The sequence below is a fragment of the Rhizobium sp. BIGb0125 genome, from assembly GCF_024810055.1.
GTDB lineage: Bacteria > Pseudomonadota > Alphaproteobacteria > Rhizobiales > Rhizobiaceae > Agrobacterium.
Genome location: NZ_JANUDV010000002.1, coordinates 493779 through 512010 on the forward strand (window position 1 = coordinate 493779; position 18232 = coordinate 512010).

At 55.8% G+C, this 18232-nt stretch carries 11 protein-coding genes; 2 read left to right on the forward strand and 9 right to left on the reverse strand.

The genetic code is table 11. From position 1 onward, the window contains the following. Window positions 1-265 precede the first annotated feature (265 nt). Entirely contained in the window at window positions 266-1204 is a 939-nt protein-coding gene (locus tag M2418_RS06410) for a DMT family transporter (protein ID WP_259145516.1), read from the reverse strand. 569 nt (window positions 1205-1773) lie between these two features. Between M2418_RS06410 and pepN the strand changes: the two genes are divergently transcribed. Both pepN and M2418_RS06420 read left to right on the forward strand, forming a co-directional pair. Continuing rightward, window positions 1774-4422 carry an aminopeptidase N gene (pepN, locus tag M2418_RS06415; protein ID WP_250983026.1) on the forward strand — a complete coding sequence of 883 codons (2649 nt, stop codon included), beginning with the start codon at window positions 1774-1776 and terminating at the stop codon, window positions 4420-4422. Window positions 4423-4749: 327 nt separating this feature from the next. Continuing rightward, window positions 4750-7089 carry a PAS domain-containing sensor histidine kinase gene (locus M2418_RS06420; RefSeq protein ID WP_250983027.1) on the forward strand — a complete coding sequence of 780 codons (2340 nt, stop codon included), beginning with the start codon at window positions 4750-4752 and terminating at the stop codon, window positions 7087-7089. A 15-nt stretch (window positions 7090-7104) separates the two neighbouring features. Here the strand turns inward: M2418_RS06420 and M2418_RS06425 are convergent, their stop codons facing one another. The 8 genes from M2418_RS06425 to ccmI all read right to left on the reverse strand — a co-directional run bounded on the left by M2418_RS06425 (window position 7105) and on the right by ccmI (window position 18202). Next, window positions 7105-10044, reverse strand: coding sequence for a bifunctional [glutamine synthetase] adenylyltransferase/[glutamine synthetase]-adenylyl-L-tyrosine phosphorylase (locus M2418_RS06425; protein WP_405049394.1), 2940 nt, complete (start codon window positions 10042-10044; stop codon window positions 7105-7107). A 111-nt stretch (window positions 10045-10155) separates the two neighbouring features. Further along, the gene (locus tag M2418_RS06430) at window positions 10156-11565 is read right to left on the reverse strand and encodes a HAMP domain-containing sensor histidine kinase (protein WP_259145519.1); all 1410 of its coding nucleotides are present in this window, start codon (window positions 11563-11565) and stop codon (window positions 10156-10158) included. Between the two features lie 9 nt (window positions 11566-11574). After that, window positions 11575-12333, reverse strand: a complete 759-nt coding sequence (locus M2418_RS06435) for a response regulator transcription factor (RefSeq protein ID WP_285200493.1) — start codon at window positions 12331-12333, stop codon at window positions 11575-11577. A 61-nt stretch (window positions 12334-12394) separates the two neighbouring features. After that, window positions 12395-13957: a Do family serine endopeptidase gene (locus M2418_RS06440; protein WP_192487337.1), complete on the reverse strand. Its 1563-nt coding sequence runs from the start codon at window positions 13955-13957 to the stop codon at window positions 12395-12397. A gap of 147 nt (window positions 13958-14104) precedes the next feature. Beyond that, a complete protein-coding gene (locus M2418_RS06445; RefSeq protein ID WP_250983030.1) occupies window positions 14105-14566 on the reverse strand; it encodes a cytochrome c-type biogenesis protein in 462 nt (153 codons plus the stop codon). Beyond that, the gene (locus M2418_RS06450; protein WP_250983031.1) at window positions 14563-16554 is read right to left on the reverse strand and encodes a heme lyase CcmF/NrfE family subunit; all 1992 of its coding nucleotides are present in this window, start codon (window positions 16552-16554) and stop codon (window positions 14563-14565) included. The genes M2418_RS06445 and M2418_RS06450 overlap by 4 nt, the downstream gene beginning before the upstream one ends. Further along, window positions 16551-17018 (reverse strand): cytochrome c maturation protein CcmE, encoded by a 468-nt coding sequence (gene ccmE, locus M2418_RS06455; RefSeq protein WP_259145522.1) that lies wholly within the window; start codon window positions 17016-17018, stop codon window positions 16551-16553. The genes M2418_RS06450 and ccmE overlap by 4 nt, the downstream gene beginning before the upstream one ends. Next, a complete protein-coding gene (gene ccmI, locus M2418_RS06460) occupies window positions 17015-18202 on the reverse strand; it encodes a c-type cytochrome biogenesis protein CcmI (RefSeq protein ID WP_259145524.1) in 1188 nt (395 codons plus the stop codon). Before ccmI ends, ccmE begins: the two co-directional genes overlap by 4 nt. Window positions 18203-18232: the final 30 nt, after the last annotated feature.

Below are 18232 nucleotides of genomic sequence, written 5' to 3' on the forward strand. Positions count from 1 at the left end.
AACGAACCTGGCAGTTTCACCGTAATCACTGATTGAAGCATGCATCGCAATCATGAGCGTACAGGATACTACACCGCCTGCAAAAGCAGGCGTGCACTTCACCACGCTCAACCCCATTTCCCGCTTTTGCCAGCCTGGAACACAAGCATTAGCAAAATTGCATTACCCTAGAATTATCTTTTAACTAAATTTTAACAACCAGGACAACGGGTAACAGGTGCAATAGACAGTTATGTTACAACTCCACGCATTTATATGAAGAAAATCAGCCCTGTGGGGTTGAGGCTTTCTTGCTTGCCTTGCGGCTCAGGCCGAGACGATGTTCGCGGTAGATAATAAAGATACCGGCGGAGATAACGATAGCTGTTCCCACCAGCATGGTGAATGTCGGGATATCACCGAACATCACATAGGAAATCCCGATCCCGATGATGATGGAGCTGTATTCAAACGGCGCAATGGTCGAAACCTCGGCATGGCGGTAGCTCTCAGTCAGGAACAACTGCGCCACGCCACCAAATATACCACAGGCGATGAGCAGCGTCGTATCGGTGGCGCTGAGTGACACCCAACCGAATGGCAGGGTGAACAGCGACAGCACAGCTCCGGTTATCGAGAAATAGACAACGATGGTGGCGGTCTTTTCGCTGACGACCAACTGACGCACCTGGATCATCGCCATGCCTGCCAGCACTGCCGCCGCCATGACCGAGAGAGCGCCCATGCCTTCGCTGCTGCCAAAGCCACCTTCCCGCAGCAAAGTCAGCTTGGGAAACAGAATAACAATAACGCCGATCATGCCGACGAAAACGGCCGTCCAGCGATAGACCCTCACCTGTTCACGCAGCAACACGGCGGCAAAAATGACCGCCATGAGCGGGGAGGCATAACCAAGCGCGATGGCATCCGGCATGGGCAGATGCACAAGACCATAAAAACCACAGGCCATTGACAGGATGCCGAGAACGCCACGTTTGAAATGACCGAAGGGATAACGGGTATAAAAGGCACCTGGCAGATCCTTCAGCCAGGCAAGATAGATAAGAATGGGCACCAGCGCGAAGGCCGAGCGAAAAAAGGTAATCTGTCCGGCCGGAATATCCGCGCCTGCCGATTTGATGCAGGTCTGCATCATCAAAAACAGCATCACCGACAGCACCTTGAAACTGATACCGCGAATTGGATTTATTGCTGCCACGCTCATCGGAATTGCACTCAGGACATCTGGAAAAAACGCGCTATCGAAGCAAGCAGAGACGGCGGCGCACGGAAATGGACTTTACCTATAACCCATATTTGATCGCACTTTCATCAAAACGTGTTATCGAACCATGAATAGGCTTGGAAATTTACGGCAACTGTTGCGGCGCGTGTTTTGATCGTCGCTTTCAAGGCATTTTCCAGCGCGACATACGTTCGATGCTATGGCCAGGATATTGTCTCCGCCAACACAGCGAAAACGAAGTAAGCTTCGCGAAGAACTTGCTACCTGAGAGGTCAAGTCTGCTTCGACTTACTCTTCCATATAGATTTGCCAAATTATTATTCGGGCATAGACATAATTTCAGTAATCGTTCAACATTTGATGTGAATATGTGCCAATGCGAGGCACATTCACTGGTTTTCCGTGAACAGATTGTCTGGCAGCTACTACGAAGGACATTATGTTTTTCGCCTTTCACATGATTGTGAATCTCAAAATTAATTTTACATTCGGGCGGCATGTTCCATGATGTCCGGTAGCGGCAGACATAAGTTCATTCAGGAATAGTCATGCGAACAGACACGGGCCAGATCGTTCACCTGGCAGATTACCGCCCAACAGATTTTGTTTTGGAACGGGTGGATCTCACCTTTGAACTCGACCCTGAAAACACCAAAGTCGAAGCGCGTCTGATTTTTCACCGGCGCGAAGGCGTCGATGCAAAAGCGCCGCTGGTACTGGATGGTGACGAGCTTGTTCTGTCCGGTCTGCTTCTGGATCAGATCGATGTTCCTGCTGCACAATATGACGCAACTCCGGAAAGCCTGACAATCCGTGATCTGCCGGAAAGCGAACCGTTCGAGATTTGCGTCACCAACTATATCAACCCGACATCCAATACCCAGTTGATGGGCCTTTACCGCACTGGCGGCATTTATTGCACGCAGTGTGAAGCAGAAGGCTTCCGTCGCATCACCTATTTTCCGGATCGTCCGGATGTATTGGCACCTTACACGATCACCATCATCTCGCAGAAAGAGGGCAATCCCCTACTGCTGTCGAACGGCAACTTTCTCGGTGGTGGCAATTACGACGAAAGCCGTCATTTCGCAGCCTGGTTCGACCCACACCCGAAGCCAAGCTATCTGTTTGCGCTTGTCGCAGGCGATCTCGGCGTTGTGGAAGATACATTCACAACCATGTCTGGCCGTGAAGTTGCCCTGAAGATCTACGTCGAGCACGGCAAGGAGCCGCGCGCCACCTACGCCATGGATGCGCTGAAGCGCTCGATGAAGTGGGATGAAGACCGTTTCGGCCGCGAATACGATCTCGATATTTTTATGATCGTTGCCGTGTCTGACTTCAACATGGGCGCGATGGAGAACAAGGGTCTCAACGTATTCAACGACAAATACGTTCTGGCCGATCCTGAGACCGCCACCGATGCGGACTACGCCAATATCGAAGCGATCATCGCCCACGAATATTTTCACAACTGGACGGGCAACCGTATTACCTGCCGCGACTGGTTCCAGCTGTGCCTGAAAGAAGGCCTGACCGTTTATCGCGATCATGAGTTCTCGGCCGACATGCGCTCGCGCGCCGTGAAGCGTATTGCAGAAGTGCGTCACCTGAAAGCGGAGCAGTTTCCGGAAGATGGCGGACCGCTCGCACACGCCGTTCGTCCAGAGAAATACCGCGAAATCAACAATTTCTACACGACGACGGTGTATGAAAAGGGCTCCGAAGTTACCCGGATGATTGCCACCCTGCTTGGTCAGGATGGTTTCAAGAAGGGTATGGACCTGTATTTCGAACGTCATGACGGCGATGCCGCCACCGTCGAAGACTTCGTGAAATGTTTCGAAGATGCCAGCGGTCGTGACCTGACACAGTTTTCGCTGTGGTACCGTCAGGCCGGCACGCCGCTTGTCAGCGTATCCACTGCTTACGACGCGGCAGCGAATACCTTTACCCTGTCTCTTGAGCAGACAATTCCGCCAACACCCGGTCAGCAGAACAAAGAGCCGATGCATATTCCGCTCAGCACCGCGCTGCTGCTGGACAATGGCCAGATTGCCGAGCCGACACAGGTCGAGGGTGGCGAGTTTTCCAACGGCGTGATCCACCTGACCGAGCGCTCGCAGACGTTCGTGTTCTCCGGCATTTCGTCTCGCCCGGTTGTTTCGCTTAACCGCAGCTTCTCAGCACCGATCAACCTGCATTTCGACCAGACACCTGCCGACCTCGTGCATATTGCTCGCAATGACGCAGACCTGTTCTCGCGCTGGCAGGCGATTACCGACCTTGCACTGCCAAACCTGATTGAAGCCGTGGCATCGGTCAAACAGGGCAAGGCTGTCAGCTTTGCACCGGACCTGATTACCGCGCTGTTGGAAATCGCATCCGACGACAGTCTGGAACCTGCCTTCAGAGCGCAGGCGCTGGCGCTGCCAAGTGAATCCGACATTGCCCGTGAACTTGGCCGGGACAATGATCCCGACGCCATCCACAAAGCACGTGGCGAGGTTCTGGCGATCATCGCACAGGGTGGACAGGAGACCTTTGTCCGCTTGGCGGAAGACATGCGCACCGAAGGCGAATTTACGCCAGATGCAGCCAGTGCTGGACGCCGTGCCCTGCGCAACAGTGCGTTGCTCTACCTGTCTTACGCCGAAAAAGATCCGGCACGGGCAGCAGAAGCCTTCCGCACTGCCAGCAACATGACTGACCTTGCCCATGCCCTGACCGTCCTTGCGCACCGCTTTCCTGCGGCGACCGAGACCGCAGAAGCGCTGGCATCGTTTGAAACACGCTTTGCCAACAACGCACTTGTTATCGACAAGTGGTTTGCCATTCAGGCCACCATTCCCGGCCACGACGCGCTGGACCGCGTAAAGAAGTTGATGCAGTCGAAGCACTTCATCGCAGGCAACCCGAACCGCGTTCGCTCGCTTGTCGGCAACTTTGCCTTTGCAAACGCCACCGGTTTCAATCGCCCGGATGGTGAAGCTTACGCTTTCATTGCCGAGCAGATCATTGAAATCGATAAGAAAAACCCGCAGCTTGCTGCGCGTATTCTGACATGCATGCGCTCATGGCGGTCTCTCGAGGCCGGCCGGGCTGACAAGGCACGTTCTGCCCTGATGAAAATTGAGCACGCACCAGCGCTTTCCACTGATGTGCGTGACATCGTTGAGAGGACTCTCAAAGGCTGATTGAGAGTTTCTTTTGCAAAAAAGGCTGGAGCTTCTCCGGCCTTTTTTGTTTTAAAACAGCATTTCGCAACCGACCGCAGACAAGAGTAAAAAACCTTGAGTCGGTTCAAGGGGTTAATAATCTTTTAACCAAAGCCTCTGGACAACACACAAAGCCTTTGATTCATTAGGGTAGATTCGAGCGGCGGTGCTTTGGATCAGCGCATCGGTCTTGGGGATCTGAACAGATCTTGAGAGTGGGCTATGCGGCTTTTCAAATTGTGACAGCGTCCTGATTTGCGACATGAATGGCGCGGCGCTGTAATCGAGGGACATCAAGGCGGGACAATGACGAACGTGCGGCGGGCGACTGCGGGCGATGAGCGACCGTATGCCAAATTTTCTGATTTTTCAGTCTGGAGCGAGCAGCTATCAAGCAATTTGATAGGGCTGGTTCACGGATCTCCGCGTCAGCTGCCGCAGGTGGAGACGACGCTCAAGCGTCTCATTCCCATACTCATCACAGCCTTCCTCGTTGTGGTCGCTGCGTCACGCACGCTTGGCATCATGGCAGAGTATAACCGAATGGACGATGCCGCCCGGCAGTCCACGGCTCTAATCGCCATAACCTCCCGCTCCGTATTGTCTGAAAATGCCGCCCCGCTTTCATTTCAGAACCGCCTGCAAGCTGAACAGAAACTCTCTGCCGCATTTCCCGAAGGCAGCATGGGTGGCGATACCTTCGTTTTGCTGTCTGACGCCTCAGGCAAAGTCTTTGCAACTTCCAGCGTGGCCTCTTCGATCTATATCGGCACCAGCCTGACAAATCTCCTGCCGGAAATTGCAATTGTGCGCCGTTTTGCCGGCGCACCCGGCACGATTGAGACCAATATTGACGGCACGCCACATTACGCCACGATGATGCCAATCGGCACCGAGGGCGGCATGGTGATTGCAGCGCAGTCGCTGGAGTCCATCCGCTCGTTCTGGCGGCAGGAAATTGCCATGAACGTCACGTTGTTCGCCGGCATTTCCTCGATCCTCATTGTGATCCTTTATGCCTATTACATGCAGGTCAAACGGGCGCGTGAAGCCGACGAGATCTTCCTGGAATCCAATCTGCGCGTTGACACGGCGCTGTCGCGCGGCCGCTGTGGTCTGTGGGATTTCGATCTCGCCAACCGCCGCATGTTCTGGTCCAGTTCGCTTTATGAGATGCTCGGACTGCCGCCGCGCAACAAGCCGCTGTCGTTCAGCGACGTTGCCCGCATGATGCACCCTCAGGATGGCAATCTCTACGCACTTGCCCGTGCTGTTGCCGGACACGAACTGAACCAGATCGACCAGATTTTCCGGATCAAACACGCAAAGGGTCATTATGTTTGGATGCGCGCCCGCGCGCAGGTCATTCGCACCGTGACCGGCCGTACCCATGTCATCGGCATTGTGATGGATGTGACTGAGCAGCATCGTCTGGCGCAACGTTATGCGGAAGCTGACCAGCGCCTTGCAGATGCGATTGAATGTACCTCTGAAGCCTTTGTTCTCTGGGATAAAAATGACCGCCTGGTGATGTGTAACGCCCACTTCCAGCAGGCCTATGGTCTGCCGGACAGCGTCCTTATTCCCGGCACCGAACGTTCCGCTGTAAACGCTGCGGCGGCGCGCCCTGTTGTCGAACGACGTATTGCCGATGGCGACCAGTCCGGTCTTTCCCGTACAACAGAAGTACAGCTTGCCGATGAGCGCTGGCTGCAGATCAATGAGCGACGGACCCGTGACGGTGGCCTCGTTTCGGTTGGTACCGATATTACCCTTCTCAAGCGCCATCAGGAACGGTTGCGTGATTCTGAAAAGCGGTTGATGGCGACGATTGGCGACCTCTCAGCCTCACGCCACACGCTTGAACGACAGAAGTCGGAATTGTCTCTGGCAAACGCCAACTACCAGGCGGAAAAAGACCGTGCCGAAGCGGCCAACAAGGCCAAGTCGGAATTCCTTGCCAATATGAGCCATGAGTTGCGCACGCCATTGAATGCTATTCTCGGCTTCTCGGAAATTCTGGTGAATGAGATGTTCGGTCCGGTCGGATCGCCGAAATACCAGGAATATTCGCATGACATTTACGACAGCGGCAAACATCTGCTGAATGTCATCAACGACATTCTCGACATGTCGAAGATCGAAGCCGGGCATATGCGTATCAACCCGGAGAATATCGATCTTGCGCCACTGATTGATGAAGCCCTGCGCCTGACCTCCATTCAGGCCGAACAGAAGAGCATCTCAATTGAACAGCGCATCTGCACCGGCCTGACAATGACGGGTGATCGCCGCGCCATGAAGCAGATTTTCCTCAATCTTCTCTCGAATGCGGTGAAGTTTACGGAAGAAGGTGGCCGAATTGCCCTACGCACCCATGTCCATCAGGGTGCATTGATGCTGACGATTGCCGATACGGGCATCGGTATTCCCACCAAGTCGTTGCACAAGATCGGCCAGCCGTTTGAACAGGTGCAAAGCCAATACGCCAAAAGCAAGGGCGGCTCAGGTCTCGGCCTGGCAATCTCACGCTCGCTTGTCCACCTGCATGGCGGCACGATGAAGATCCGCTCCTGCGAGGGCAAGGGCACTGTCGTTACCCTGATTATCCCTCACGTCCAGCCACGTGGATGCAGGCTGCATTGACCCGGATACAGACTGTCATCCGCCGTTCTTGACCAGCGCATTGAAGGTTTTCCGAACGGTTTTCGACAGGCGCTTCACTTCACCTTCAAGCGTTGCAATGTCTGGGCATTCGCCTGCACGGCAAACCAGATCGATCAGCCCCGCCGGGGCCTCCTTCGGTTCAAAACGGCTATCGATGCACAGGCGGATGATCTGCGACAATGCGGTCCATAGCCGCATGGCTTTCAGGCAGTCGTCAAAGGCCGACGGCTCCATCGCCCCAACTGCCTGCGCGTCCAGCACGTCATAGGTGCTTTGGCCAAGCAGCGGCAATTCCTGCCCCTTGGTGACGGTGACGAGCAGCAAGAATTGCGCCATGAACTCCAGATCGATCTGACCACCGGGGATAAGCTTGAGATCCCAAATGTCAGCCGGTGGCTTTTCCTGCTCGATCAGCGTGCGCATTTCCTTTACATCGGCGGCAGTTTTGCTGATTTCGCGTTTCTGCGACAGGATCGAACGAATGATGGTGGCTGCATCCAGTCTCAGGCTGGGGTCACCGCAGAGAGGACGGGCGCGTGACAGCGCCATGTGTTCCCAGGTCCAGGCTTCCTCGCGCTGGTACTTCTCGAAAGCGGAAAGACGCGTTGCCACCGGCCCCTTGTTGCCGGACGGGCGCAGGCGCATGTCAACTTCATAGAGAACACCCTCTGCCGTCGGGGCAGACAGCGCAGCGATAAGCCGCTGGGTGATACGGGTGAAGTAACGCACAGCATCCAGCGGTTTTTCGCCGTCAGATGCGGTTGCACTGTCATCGTAGTCATAGAGCAGGATCAGGTCGACGTCGGAGCCTGCAGTCAGCTCGAAGCTACCGAGTTTACCCATACCGAGCACAGCCACGCGACCACCGGCGAAACGGCCATGCGCCTGCTCTATCTGCTCCAGAACAGCATTGAGGGCTGCTTCAATCACGAGGTCCGCAAGGTGTGTAAAGGCTCGTGCCGCCATCTCTCCACGAATAGCGCCTGTCAGAAGCCGCACGCCGATCAGGAAACGCTGCTCGGCGGCAAAGATACGCAACCGGTCAAGAATGTCCTCGTAGTGCTGCGCAGGCGCCAGGAAGCCAGCCATACGGCCTGCCAGATATTCACGGGTCGGAATATCATTCATCAGGCCCGGATCGAGCATGCCATCAAATACATGCGGACGCGAGGCAATGATATCTGCCAGTCGCGGCGCGGACGACATGATAGTGACCAACAGCGACAACAGGGCGGGATTGTTACCGAGCAGCGAAAACAGCTGGATGCCGGCTGGCAGGCCGGACAGGAAGTTGTCAAACCGCAGCAAAGCCTCATCGGCGCGTTTGCTTTCGCCAAAGGCTTTCAGCAATTGCGGTGTCAGTTCTGTCAATCGCTCGCGTGCCTCAACCGACTGCGTGGAGCGATAGCGGCCATTGTGCCATGTGCGGATGACACGCGAAATGTCCTGCGGCCGTTCAAAGCCCAGTTTGCTGAGGGTCTGCAATGTGTCTGGGTCGTCCTTTTGGCCGGTGAACACCAGATTGCCCGAACCGATGGAAAGACGAGTCTCCTGCTCGAACAGTTCGGAATACTGTTTTTCGACCCGACGCAGCACCTCTTCCAATCGGCTGGAAAATGTTTTGGTGTCGGCAAAACCAAACATGAAGGCAATGCGCTTCAGTTCAGCCTCGCTGTCCGGCAGTGTATGAAGCTGCTCATCGCGGACCATCTGGATGCGGTGTTCGATTTCTCTCAGGAACCAGTAGGCATCGATCAGCTCGTCGCGGGTATCAGCATCAATCCATTTCGCCGTGGTCAGCTCATTCAACGCCGGTTCGGTGGCACGAACGCGAAGGGCCGGCATGCGGCCGCCGGCGATCAATTGCTGGGTCTGGGCAAAAAACTCGATCTCGCGAATACCACCGCGACCAAGTTTGACATTATGGCCTTTGACGGCGATAGCGCCGTGGCCCTTATGGGCATGGATCTGCCGCTTGATGGAGTGAATATCGGCGATCGCGGCGTAATCGAGATATTTACGGAACACGAAGGGTGTCAGTTCACGCAGGAAGTTCTCACCTGCCTTGATGTCGCCCGCCACCGGTCGTGCCTTGATATAGGCTGCACGTTCCCAGTTCTGTCCCCTGCCCTCGTAATAAAGAAGAGCTGCTTCAACCGGAATGGCAAGCGGCGTTGAGCCCGGATCAGGACGCAGACGCAGGTCTGTGCGGAACACATAACCGTCACCGGTCCGTTCCTGCATGATACGGATAAGGCGGCGCATCAGACGCCCGAAGGTCTCGGTTGCCTCAAGCGGATCCGCCACGATACCGGCCGATGGTTCAAAGAAGATCACCGCATCAATATCGGAGGAGTAGTTAAGCTCTCGCGCACCGAGTTTGCCCATGCCAAGCACGACAAGGCCGGATTTTTCCGATGGCGCTTCGGGATTGCTGAGTTGCAACTTGCCCGCCTGATGGGCCGACAGTAGCAGAAAGTCGATAGCGGCAGACAGGGCCGCATCGGCCATGTCGCTTAACCAGCGCACCGTGTCACGGGCGGTATAAATACGGGCGAGATCGGCAAGGGCAACGATGAAGGACAATCGACGCTTGGCAATGCGCAGCCGCGTCATCACGTCGCTTTCGCTTGGGAAAGCACTCTCTGCATCGGCACGCCAGCAATTGCGTGCATCATCGACAAGCTTTTGTAGCGTGGCGTCCAGCGGCTCACTGATCGCTAAAGTCAGCAATCCGTCATCCATGGTCGCCATATCGCGCAGGTAGGGCGAGAGCGTGAAGGCATTGGCAATAAAGTCTTTTAAAGGCGCCTCAGTTGCCAGAAGGCTGGCAACGGCCGGTTCGTTCCTGGCGATGTCCTTTAAAATGGAAAAAACGGATTTCAGCTCCGTCAGCGTGTAGGGACGGATGATATCCGCCGCAACAGCATCCAGCCGGTTCTGCGTTGTCTTGTCCTGCAGCAATGTCTCTCTCCCTTGTCGATACTTTTCTGCGGCCGGTCCCACGCAAATGGAATCGGCTTCGTATCGTTCAGTGGCGGGAGTTTAGGAATTTGAAACGGGAAAGACCATCGAAACAGTCAGCCCCGGACATGCCGCACCGAGAGGATTGGTATCGGACAGTTCCAACGTGCCGCCATGCAGTTCCATTACCGCTTCCACCAGCGAGAGGCCAAGGCCAGTGCCGGGCTTGGAACGGCTTTCATCCAGACGTACGAAGCGCTTTTTCACCTCACCACGCTTGTCGGCGGGAACACCGGGCCCGTCGTCGCTGACGGAGAGAACAATCTTCTGGTCTTTTCTGGCTAGGCTGACACGAATGCGTTTTTCGCCATCGCTTTCCGAGGAATATTTGATGGCGTTGTCTATCAGGTTAGTCAAAGCCTGCCCGATGAGTTCGCGATTGCCATTCAGCGATATGCCCTGCTCTACCTCTGCAATCAACGTCAGCCCGACCTCTTCGGCAACCGGCTCATAGAGTTCGGCGCTATCAGCGGCGATGGCGGAAATATCCACTTCCGTCATTTCGGCTGCAATCGAGCCAGCCTCGACGCGCGAAATCATCAGCAGTGCATTGAAGGTGCGGATCAACTGGTCGGATTCACCGATAATGCCTTCAAGCGCGATCTTACGACTATCGTCATCCGGGCTGCCGAGCGCGTCAGCGGCCTTGTTGCGCAGGCGCGTCAGCGGCGTCTTCAGGTCATGGGCGATATTGTCAGAGACCTGGCGCAGGCCTTCATTGAGCTTTTCAATACGTCCCAGCATGGCGTTGAGCGAACTGGACAGCCGGTCAAATTCATCACCGGAGCGACCCTCCGGCAGACGCTGTGACAGATCACCCGCCATGATCTTCTTGCTCGCTGCAGACATGCGGTCGATACGCTTCAACGCATTGCGCCCTATGGCAAACCAGATGACCAGTGCACCAATACCCATGATGGCAAGTGCCACCATCAACGCATTGCGAACCAACAGACGCAGCTTCGTGGGTTCACCCAGATCGCGGCCGATCAGGATCCGCATGCTATTATCAAGGAAAAATACGTGGCCAGCGGCCAGATGTTTTACGCTGTCGCCAGTTTCCGAATAACGCTGGTAGCGGAACGGAAATCCGGTCCAGCCTTCCTTGTCAAAGATACCAGGCTGTACCGAGGCAACGTTGCCTGCGAGGATTTCGCCATTGGGGCCGGCGATCACGTAGAGGTTGGCGCCCGGCTGGCGCGCACGCCGTTCCAGCATACGCAGCATGGGGTTTATGCCACCGCGCTCATAGGCGCGCTGGACCTCAAGCACTTCCTGCACCAGTGAATCGCGCGTCTGCTGGTTCAGCAGACGCTCGGACAGGGCTGTGACGTAGAAAACAAGAAATGCCGCGCAGAGCGCAACAAGAAGAATGTAAAGCGCAGAAAGACGAACCGCCGTCGATCTCTGAAGAAGCCAGAAACCAGCCATAATGCGGGCTTACCCTTCGTCTTTAATCATGTAACCCGCGCCGCGGATGGTTTTCAGCAAAGGCTTCTCGAAGTCCTTTTCGATCTTGGAGCGCAGGCGGGATACGTGCACATCGATCACATTGGTCTGCGGGTCGAAATGATAGTCCCAGACGTTTTCCAGAAGCATGGTTCTGGTGACGACCTGACCGGCATTCTTCATCAGATATTCAAGCAACCGGAATTCACGGGGCTGCAACAGGATTTCCTTGCCGTTGCGGCGTACATCATGGGACAGGCGATCCAGTTCCAGATCGCCGACACGATAGACCATATCCTGTTCAGGCTTGCCCTTGCGGCGCCCAAGCACTTCGATACGGGCCAATAATTCGCTGAATGCATACGGCTTCGGCAAGTAATCGTCGCCGCCGGCACGCAGGCCCGTGACACGGTCATCGACCTGGCCGAGAGCCGAGAGAATTAGAACCGGTGTTTCAATGCCCCGACGGCGCAGCTCGCTGATAACCGACAGGCCATCACGGCGCGGCAACATACGGTCAATGACCATAACGTCGTAGGTATTCTCGCAGCCCATGAACAGGCCGCTTTCGCCATCACTGGCATGGTCGGCCACAATCCCGGCTTCTCGGAATGCCTTGGTCATGTAGGCCGCAGCTTCAAGGTCGTCTTCAATAACAAGAATCTTCATGTGCGGCACATTAGCGCCGTCCGCCTTTTCCGCACAACTGGAAACAGTTGAGGCAGTGGCATCCTGAAGCTTGATATCCATAAGAAACCTCCTGAAAAGGAAATGCCGGGGCATGAACGCCCCGGCACATGTTCAAACGGGCTTAGCCAGCATCGATATCGAGAGCGACGAAACGGCTGCCGTTTTCGGTCTGGATCTGGAACAGAGCCTTGGAGCGGCCGTCTTTTTTGGCCTGTTCAAGGATTTTTTCCACATCAGCCGCAGAGCTGACCTGCTGGTTGTTGACGGAGGTGATCGTTTCACCGGTCTTGAGGCCACGGGTTGCGGCATCGGAATCCGGATCAACGTCCGTGATGCTCAGTCCCTTGCCATCTTCAGCCGGAGCGACCGTTACACCAAGGCTTGCAAGCGCCTTTTCGCTGGATGGCTGCTGTTCATTGCCCTGCGAGGTGCTTGGCGTTGTCGGGGAAGCCTCATCGCTGGAAAGGTCACCCAGTGTTACGGTGACGGGCTGAGACTTGCCGTCGCGCCACAGGGAGATTTCAACCTTGGTGTTTGGCGCCAATGCACCAATCTTGCGGGACAGATCGCGGGCGTCCTTGATGGTGTCGCCATTGACGGCAGTGATGATGTCACCCTGCTTGATGCCAGCCTTGTCGCCAGGCGAGCCGGCCTGTGGTGCAACGACCAGAGCACCACTTGCTTCGGACAGACCAAGCGATTCCGCAATGTCCTTGCTGACCGGCTGGATCTGAACGCCGAGCCAACCGCGCTCTACCTTGCCGTCCTTCATCAGGTCAGCAACGACGTCTTTGGCGACGGCTGCCGGAATAGCGAAGGCAATACCGACGTTACCGCCGGATGGCGAAAAGATAGCGGTGTTGATACCGACAACTTGACCATTGAGGTTAAAGGCAGGACCACCGGAGTTACCCCGGTTAACCGCAGCGTCGATTTGCAGGTAGTCGTCGTATGGGCCAGAACCGATGTCACGGCCGCGGGCGGAGATGATGCCCGAGGTGACCGTACCGCCGAGGCCGAACGGGTTACCAACGGCGACAACCCAGTCACCAACGCGCACCTTGCTGTCGTCGGCAAACTGAACATAGGTGAACTTGCGGTTCACATCGACCTTCAGCACGGCCAGATCGGTCCGGCTGTCCTTACCGACCAGCTTGGCATCATATTCGGTGCCATCATTCATTACGACGGTGAAGGCAGCGCCATCATCGACAACGTGGTTATTGGTGACGATGTAACCATCCTCAGAGATGAAGAAGCCGGAACCCTGCGAGGTTGGACGAAGTGCGCCCTTGCCAGGTCCACGGCGGTTCGGTGCGCGGTCTGCATGATCGCGGTCACCGGGTGTTGGGCCGCCGAATTCACGGAAGAAACGCTTCAACGGATGGTCGTCAGGAAGCTGGTCGAGACCACGACCGCCAAAGTTGAAGGAAAAGTTGCTGTTGTCGTCAGAGGCTGGCTGGACATTGGTCTGTACACGCACCGAAACAACGGCCGGGGAAACGGCATCAACTACGTTTGCAAAGCTTGCAACCTGCGGCGCGTTAACCTCGACAGGGGCAGCCAAGGACTGACCAACGTGGAGTGGGAGACCGGTGGCCAGCATGACGGCAGCCAGACCCGCAACAGTTGATGTCTTGAGCGCGGTGTTTACGGAAATGCGTCCGGTTAAATTCTTCAGCATGGAGGTACCTTCTTTCATCATTCAAACTGGAGCCCGTTAGCGGGAAGCGGTGGATGATGAAGATATAGGAGCTCTCACCTTACAATCAGGTGTCTGCTGCATGAAAAATCGGTAATGTTGGTGCTGGCCAGTCTTTCAGGAAAAGGGTCAGTCCTGTTTTTCCAGCAGTGAGCGGATTTTCGCTTCCTCGTCAGAAGACAATTTCTGCTGTGTGGGCAGTGTATTACGCCGTCTGGCAAAAACCAGCAGCGATGTGACGCCAGCCAGCGTCAACAGGATAGGTGCGCCCCACAACAACACGGTACGAGCGCTGAAACGTGGCTTGAGAAGCACGAATTCGCCGTAACGGGACACAACATAAGCAATCACGTCCTGATCGCTGTCGCCGCTGACCAGACGTTCCCGCACCAGCACGCGCAGATCGCGGGCCAGTTCTGCGTTCGAATCATCGATGGACTGATTCTGGCACACCATACAGCGCAGTTGCGCCGAAAGATTTCTTGCGCGCTCTTCCAGAACAGGATCGCTCAAGATCTCATCCGGCAGAACCGCCATGGCAGGGACTGTCGAAAACAGCAGAAGCACGGCGACGACAAGACTGCGGATCATTCAGCCGCCTCCAGTGCTGGTGTCTTGACCGGTTTGACCTTGCGCGTGGGCGCCCCCACCCGCAGCCTGCGGTCACTCAGAGACATGAAGCCGCCGGCCATCATGAACAGCGTACCGCCCCAGATGCACAGAATGAATGGTTTCCACCAGACACGCACGACAATGCCACCATTTTCGGTGAGATCACCAAGCGAGACGTAAAGCTGGCTGAGGCCGAAGGTCAGAATGCCCGCTTCAGTGGTTGGCATACGTCGTGCGGTGTAAAGCCGCTTGGACGACCAAACGTCAGCAACCATCACACCGCCCTTCAAAATGTTGAAGTGGCCACGATCTTCGGTAAAGTTCGGGCCCGCAGCACTGCGCATGCCATCAAATACCAGCGTGTACCCACCCGCTTCGGTGACCATGCCCGGTTTCATTTCCAGCACATGTTCAGTTTCGTAGGTGGTCACGATGACGATGCCGAGAACCGTGATGCCAAGGCCCATATGGGCAAGAGCCGTACCGAATGCGGAGCGTGGCAGACCTTTCAGACGGCGGAAAGCAATGCCGAAGGCCAGCTTGCCAAAGTTGGCCCGGTACCAGAGGTCGGTAAAGGCACCGATGATCAGGAAGAAACCGGCAGCAATACCCAGCGCCGCCATGACCGGGCCGCCATTTTCCACGTACCAGAGAACAAGACCGGCCAAGAAAGCAAGTGAGGCTGCAACATAGAGCCGCTGCAGGGCACCCAGCGCATCACCACGTTTCCAGGCCAGCAACGGCCCAAATGGTGTGATGATGAGGATCGGCACCATCAGAAGGCCGAAGGTCAGATTGAAGAACGGCGCACCGACTGAAATCTTTTCGCCGGTCAAGGTTTCCAGAACCAGCGGATAAAGCGTGCCGGTCAGAACCGTCGCGGTGGCAACCGTCAGGACAAGGTTGTTGAGGACAAGTGCACCTTCACGCGAAATCGGCGCGAACATGCCGCCCGCCTTCAGCATCGGTGCCCGCCATGCAAACAGCGCAAACGCACCACCGATAAACACGGTCAGAATGCCCAAGATGAAGATTCCGCGGCTTGGATCGGTCGCGAAGGCGTGGACGGAGGTCAACACACCGGAACGCACCAGGAATGTCCCCAGCAGCGATAGCGAGAAGGTCATGATGGCAAGAAGCACCGTCCAGATTTTCAGCGCTTCGCGTTTTTCCATGACGATTGCCGAATGAAGCAGTGCCGTACCGGCAAGCCATGGCATGAAGGACGCGTTTTCAACCGGGTCCCAGAACCACCAGCCGCCCCAACCGAGCTCGTAATAGGCCCAGTAAGAACCCATGGAAATGCCTGCCGTCAGAAAGGTCCATGCGGCCAGCGTCCATGGACGCACCCAGCGCGCCCAGGCGGCGTCGATGCGACCGTCCAACAAGGCAGCTACAGCAAAGGAGAAACAGACGGAAAAGCCGACATAACCGAGATAGAGAAGCGGCGGATGGATCGCCAGACCGAAATCCTGCAGGATCGGATTGAGGTCCTGTCCCTCGGCTGGTGCCGGATCAAGCCGTTCGAACGGGTTCGAAGTCAGCAGAATGAACAGCAGGAAAGCGAGAGTAATCCACGCCTGAACTGCCAGCACGTTGGCCTTGAGCGTATCCGGCAGATTGCGGCCGTAAATGGCGACCAGCGCGCTGAAGAAGGTGATAATCAGCAACCACAACATCATCGAGCCTTCATGGTTGCCCCAAACGCCAGTGAGCTTGTAGAGCATTGGCATCATCGAATGCGAGTTCTGGTAGACATTGGCGACCGAGAAGTCGGACACCGCATAGGCTCTCGTGAGCGCTGCAAAGGAAAGGCTAACCAGCAGGAACAACATGATGGAGCCGAGGCTTCCGATATCCATCAGTGCCACGTCGTTACGACGCGCGCCAATCACCGGCAGGATCGACACGATCAAGGCAACAGCCAATGCTAGCACCAGCGAATAGTGACCGACCTCGGTAATCATTGCTTTGCTCCACTTGTGGCTTCTTCCTCGCCATGCTGCCACAGACCCTGTTTTTTCAGACCGTCGGCAACTTCCTTTGGCATGTAGTTTTCATCATGTTTGGCCAAAACACTATCGGCCACGAACATATGGCTTGCCGCGTCAAATGAGCCTTCGGTAACGACGCCTTGTCCCTCACGGAAAAGATCCGGCAGAATACCGGTATAGGTTACCGGAACGGTAGCCGAGCCATCGGTAACGTTGAAACTGATCGTGGTGCCCTCACCGCGCTTGACGGAGTTTTCACCCACCAGCCCGCCGAGGCGAATGCGGGTGCCAGGCTCAACGGTGGTCTTGGCCAGATCAGACGGCATGTAAAAATAGGCAACGGCCTGCCCGAAGGCAAACATGACCAGCAGAACTGCGGCAATGATAAAACTGACCCCACCGCCAATGATCGTCAGGCGTTTCTGCTTGCGTGTCATTGCGAAACTCCTTCAAGCGACAGTCCTAGCTCTTTTGCCAAAGCAACCAGCTGTTTTCCCTGTTCGCCCTGTACGGGGAATGATTTCAGGCCAGTTTTCAGAGCTTCCTGTGCCTTGGTCTCGTTCTTGAGCATGGCATAGGAACGGACCAGACGCATCCAGCCCTCAAAATTGTCAGGATTTTCCTGCAGGCGTGCATCAAGGCTTTCGACCATTCCGAGGATCATCGCCTGACGGTCTTCGGTGTTCATGCTTTGCGCATTGGCGATATCTTCAGCGCTCGGATTGCCAAGCGGCTCGCTGTCCTGTGATTGTGCCTGACCCTGTGTCTGGGTTTGCGCCCTGTCGACAGTCGGTCCGTTGTCCTGTTTCAATGCTGCGATATGCTCATTAACCAGTGGTAGCCACGGCGAATCCGATTTGGAATCCTTCACCAGTCCCTCAAAGGCAGCGAGTGCCTCCTGTTTTCTGCCGGCCTGCTCATAGGCAAGGCCAACATAAAAACGGGCGCGAGGATTGGTGGCGTCAAGGCGAAGGCCTTCTTCAAAGGCTGAGCGTGCATCTTCCGTGACGATACCGTCATTTGCCGCCACCAGCGTTTCTCCAAGACCAATCAGGCGATCAGAACTTGGCCCCTGGATACGGATCGCATTGCGGTAGGCAAGCTCGGCATCACCCAAACGCATGGTGCGGAAGTAGATCGGTGCCAGAATGTCCCAACCTGCGCCATCTTCAGGGTTTTCCGCCAGATGACGTTCGGCCTTGGCGATCAGCAGCGACATGTTATTGCCAGGATTTGCAAGACGCGCCTCTAGCGGCATGTCCGGTTTTTCCGGACTGCCGGTCAGCAAGTAAAGACAGAGACCAAAGGCAGGCAGCAGCACGGTGACAAATGCAGACGCAAACTTGTGGCTACTGTGCACGCGGGCAGGCTTGTCCAATTTCGTGGAACTTTTTGCATCAGCAGCAAGAAGCCGCCGGCCGATTTCCGCACGCGCATATTCCGCTTCGGAATCGCTTATCAGGCCGCCTTTACGCTCGCGTTCAAGTTCCGCGATCTGGTCCTTGTAAACGGCAACTTCACCGCTCTCTGTTGCCTCCAGCACTTCGGCCTTGCGCATCAGGGGGTACATGAGGACAACAGCCACGGCTGCCGTCAGTATGGCGACGATAATCCAGAACATAATGCCCATTACTCGAAGGCGGTCCCTTTT

What these genes read in the sequence shown, in the direction of transcription:
- M2418_RS06410 (WP_259145516.1), bottom strand. Translation starts at nt 1,204, where the DNA reads ATGAGCGTGGCAGCAATAAATCCAATTCGCGGTATCAGTTTCAAGGTG.
- pepN (WP_250983026.1), top strand. Translation starts at nt 1,774, where the DNA reads ATGCGAACAGACACGGGCCAGATCGTTCACCTGGCAGATTACCGCCCA.
- M2418_RS06420 (WP_250983027.1), top strand. Translation starts at nt 4,750, where the DNA reads ATGACGAACGTGCGGCGGGCGACTGCGGGCGATGAGCGACCGTATGCC.
- M2418_RS06430 (WP_259145519.1), bottom strand. Translation starts at nt 11,565, where the DNA reads ATGGCTGGTTTCTGGCTTCTTCAGAGATCGACGGCGGTTCGTCTTTCT.
- M2418_RS06435 (WP_285200493.1), bottom strand. Translation starts at nt 12,333, where the DNA reads ATGGATATCAAGCTTCAGGATGCCACTGCCTCAACTGTTTCCAGTTGT.
- M2418_RS06440 (WP_192487337.1), bottom strand. Translation starts at nt 13,957, where the DNA reads ATGCTGAAGAATTTAACCGGACGCATTTCCGTAAACACCGCGCTCAAG.
- M2418_RS06445 (WP_250983030.1), bottom strand. Translation starts at nt 14,566, where the DNA reads ATGATCCGCAGTCTTGTCGTCGCCGTGCTTCTGCTGTTTTCGACAGTC.
- M2418_RS06450 (WP_250983031.1), bottom strand. Translation starts at nt 16,554, where the DNA reads ATGATTACCGAGGTCGGTCACTATTCGCTGGTGCTAGCATTGGCTGTT.
- ccmE (WP_259145522.1), bottom strand. Translation starts at nt 17,018, where the DNA reads ATGACACGCAAGCAGAAACGCCTGACGATCATTGGCGGTGGGGTCAGT.
- ccmI (WP_259145524.1), bottom strand. Translation starts at nt 18,202, where the DNA reads ATGTTCTGGATTATCGTCGCCATACTGACGGCAGCCGTGGCTGTTGTC.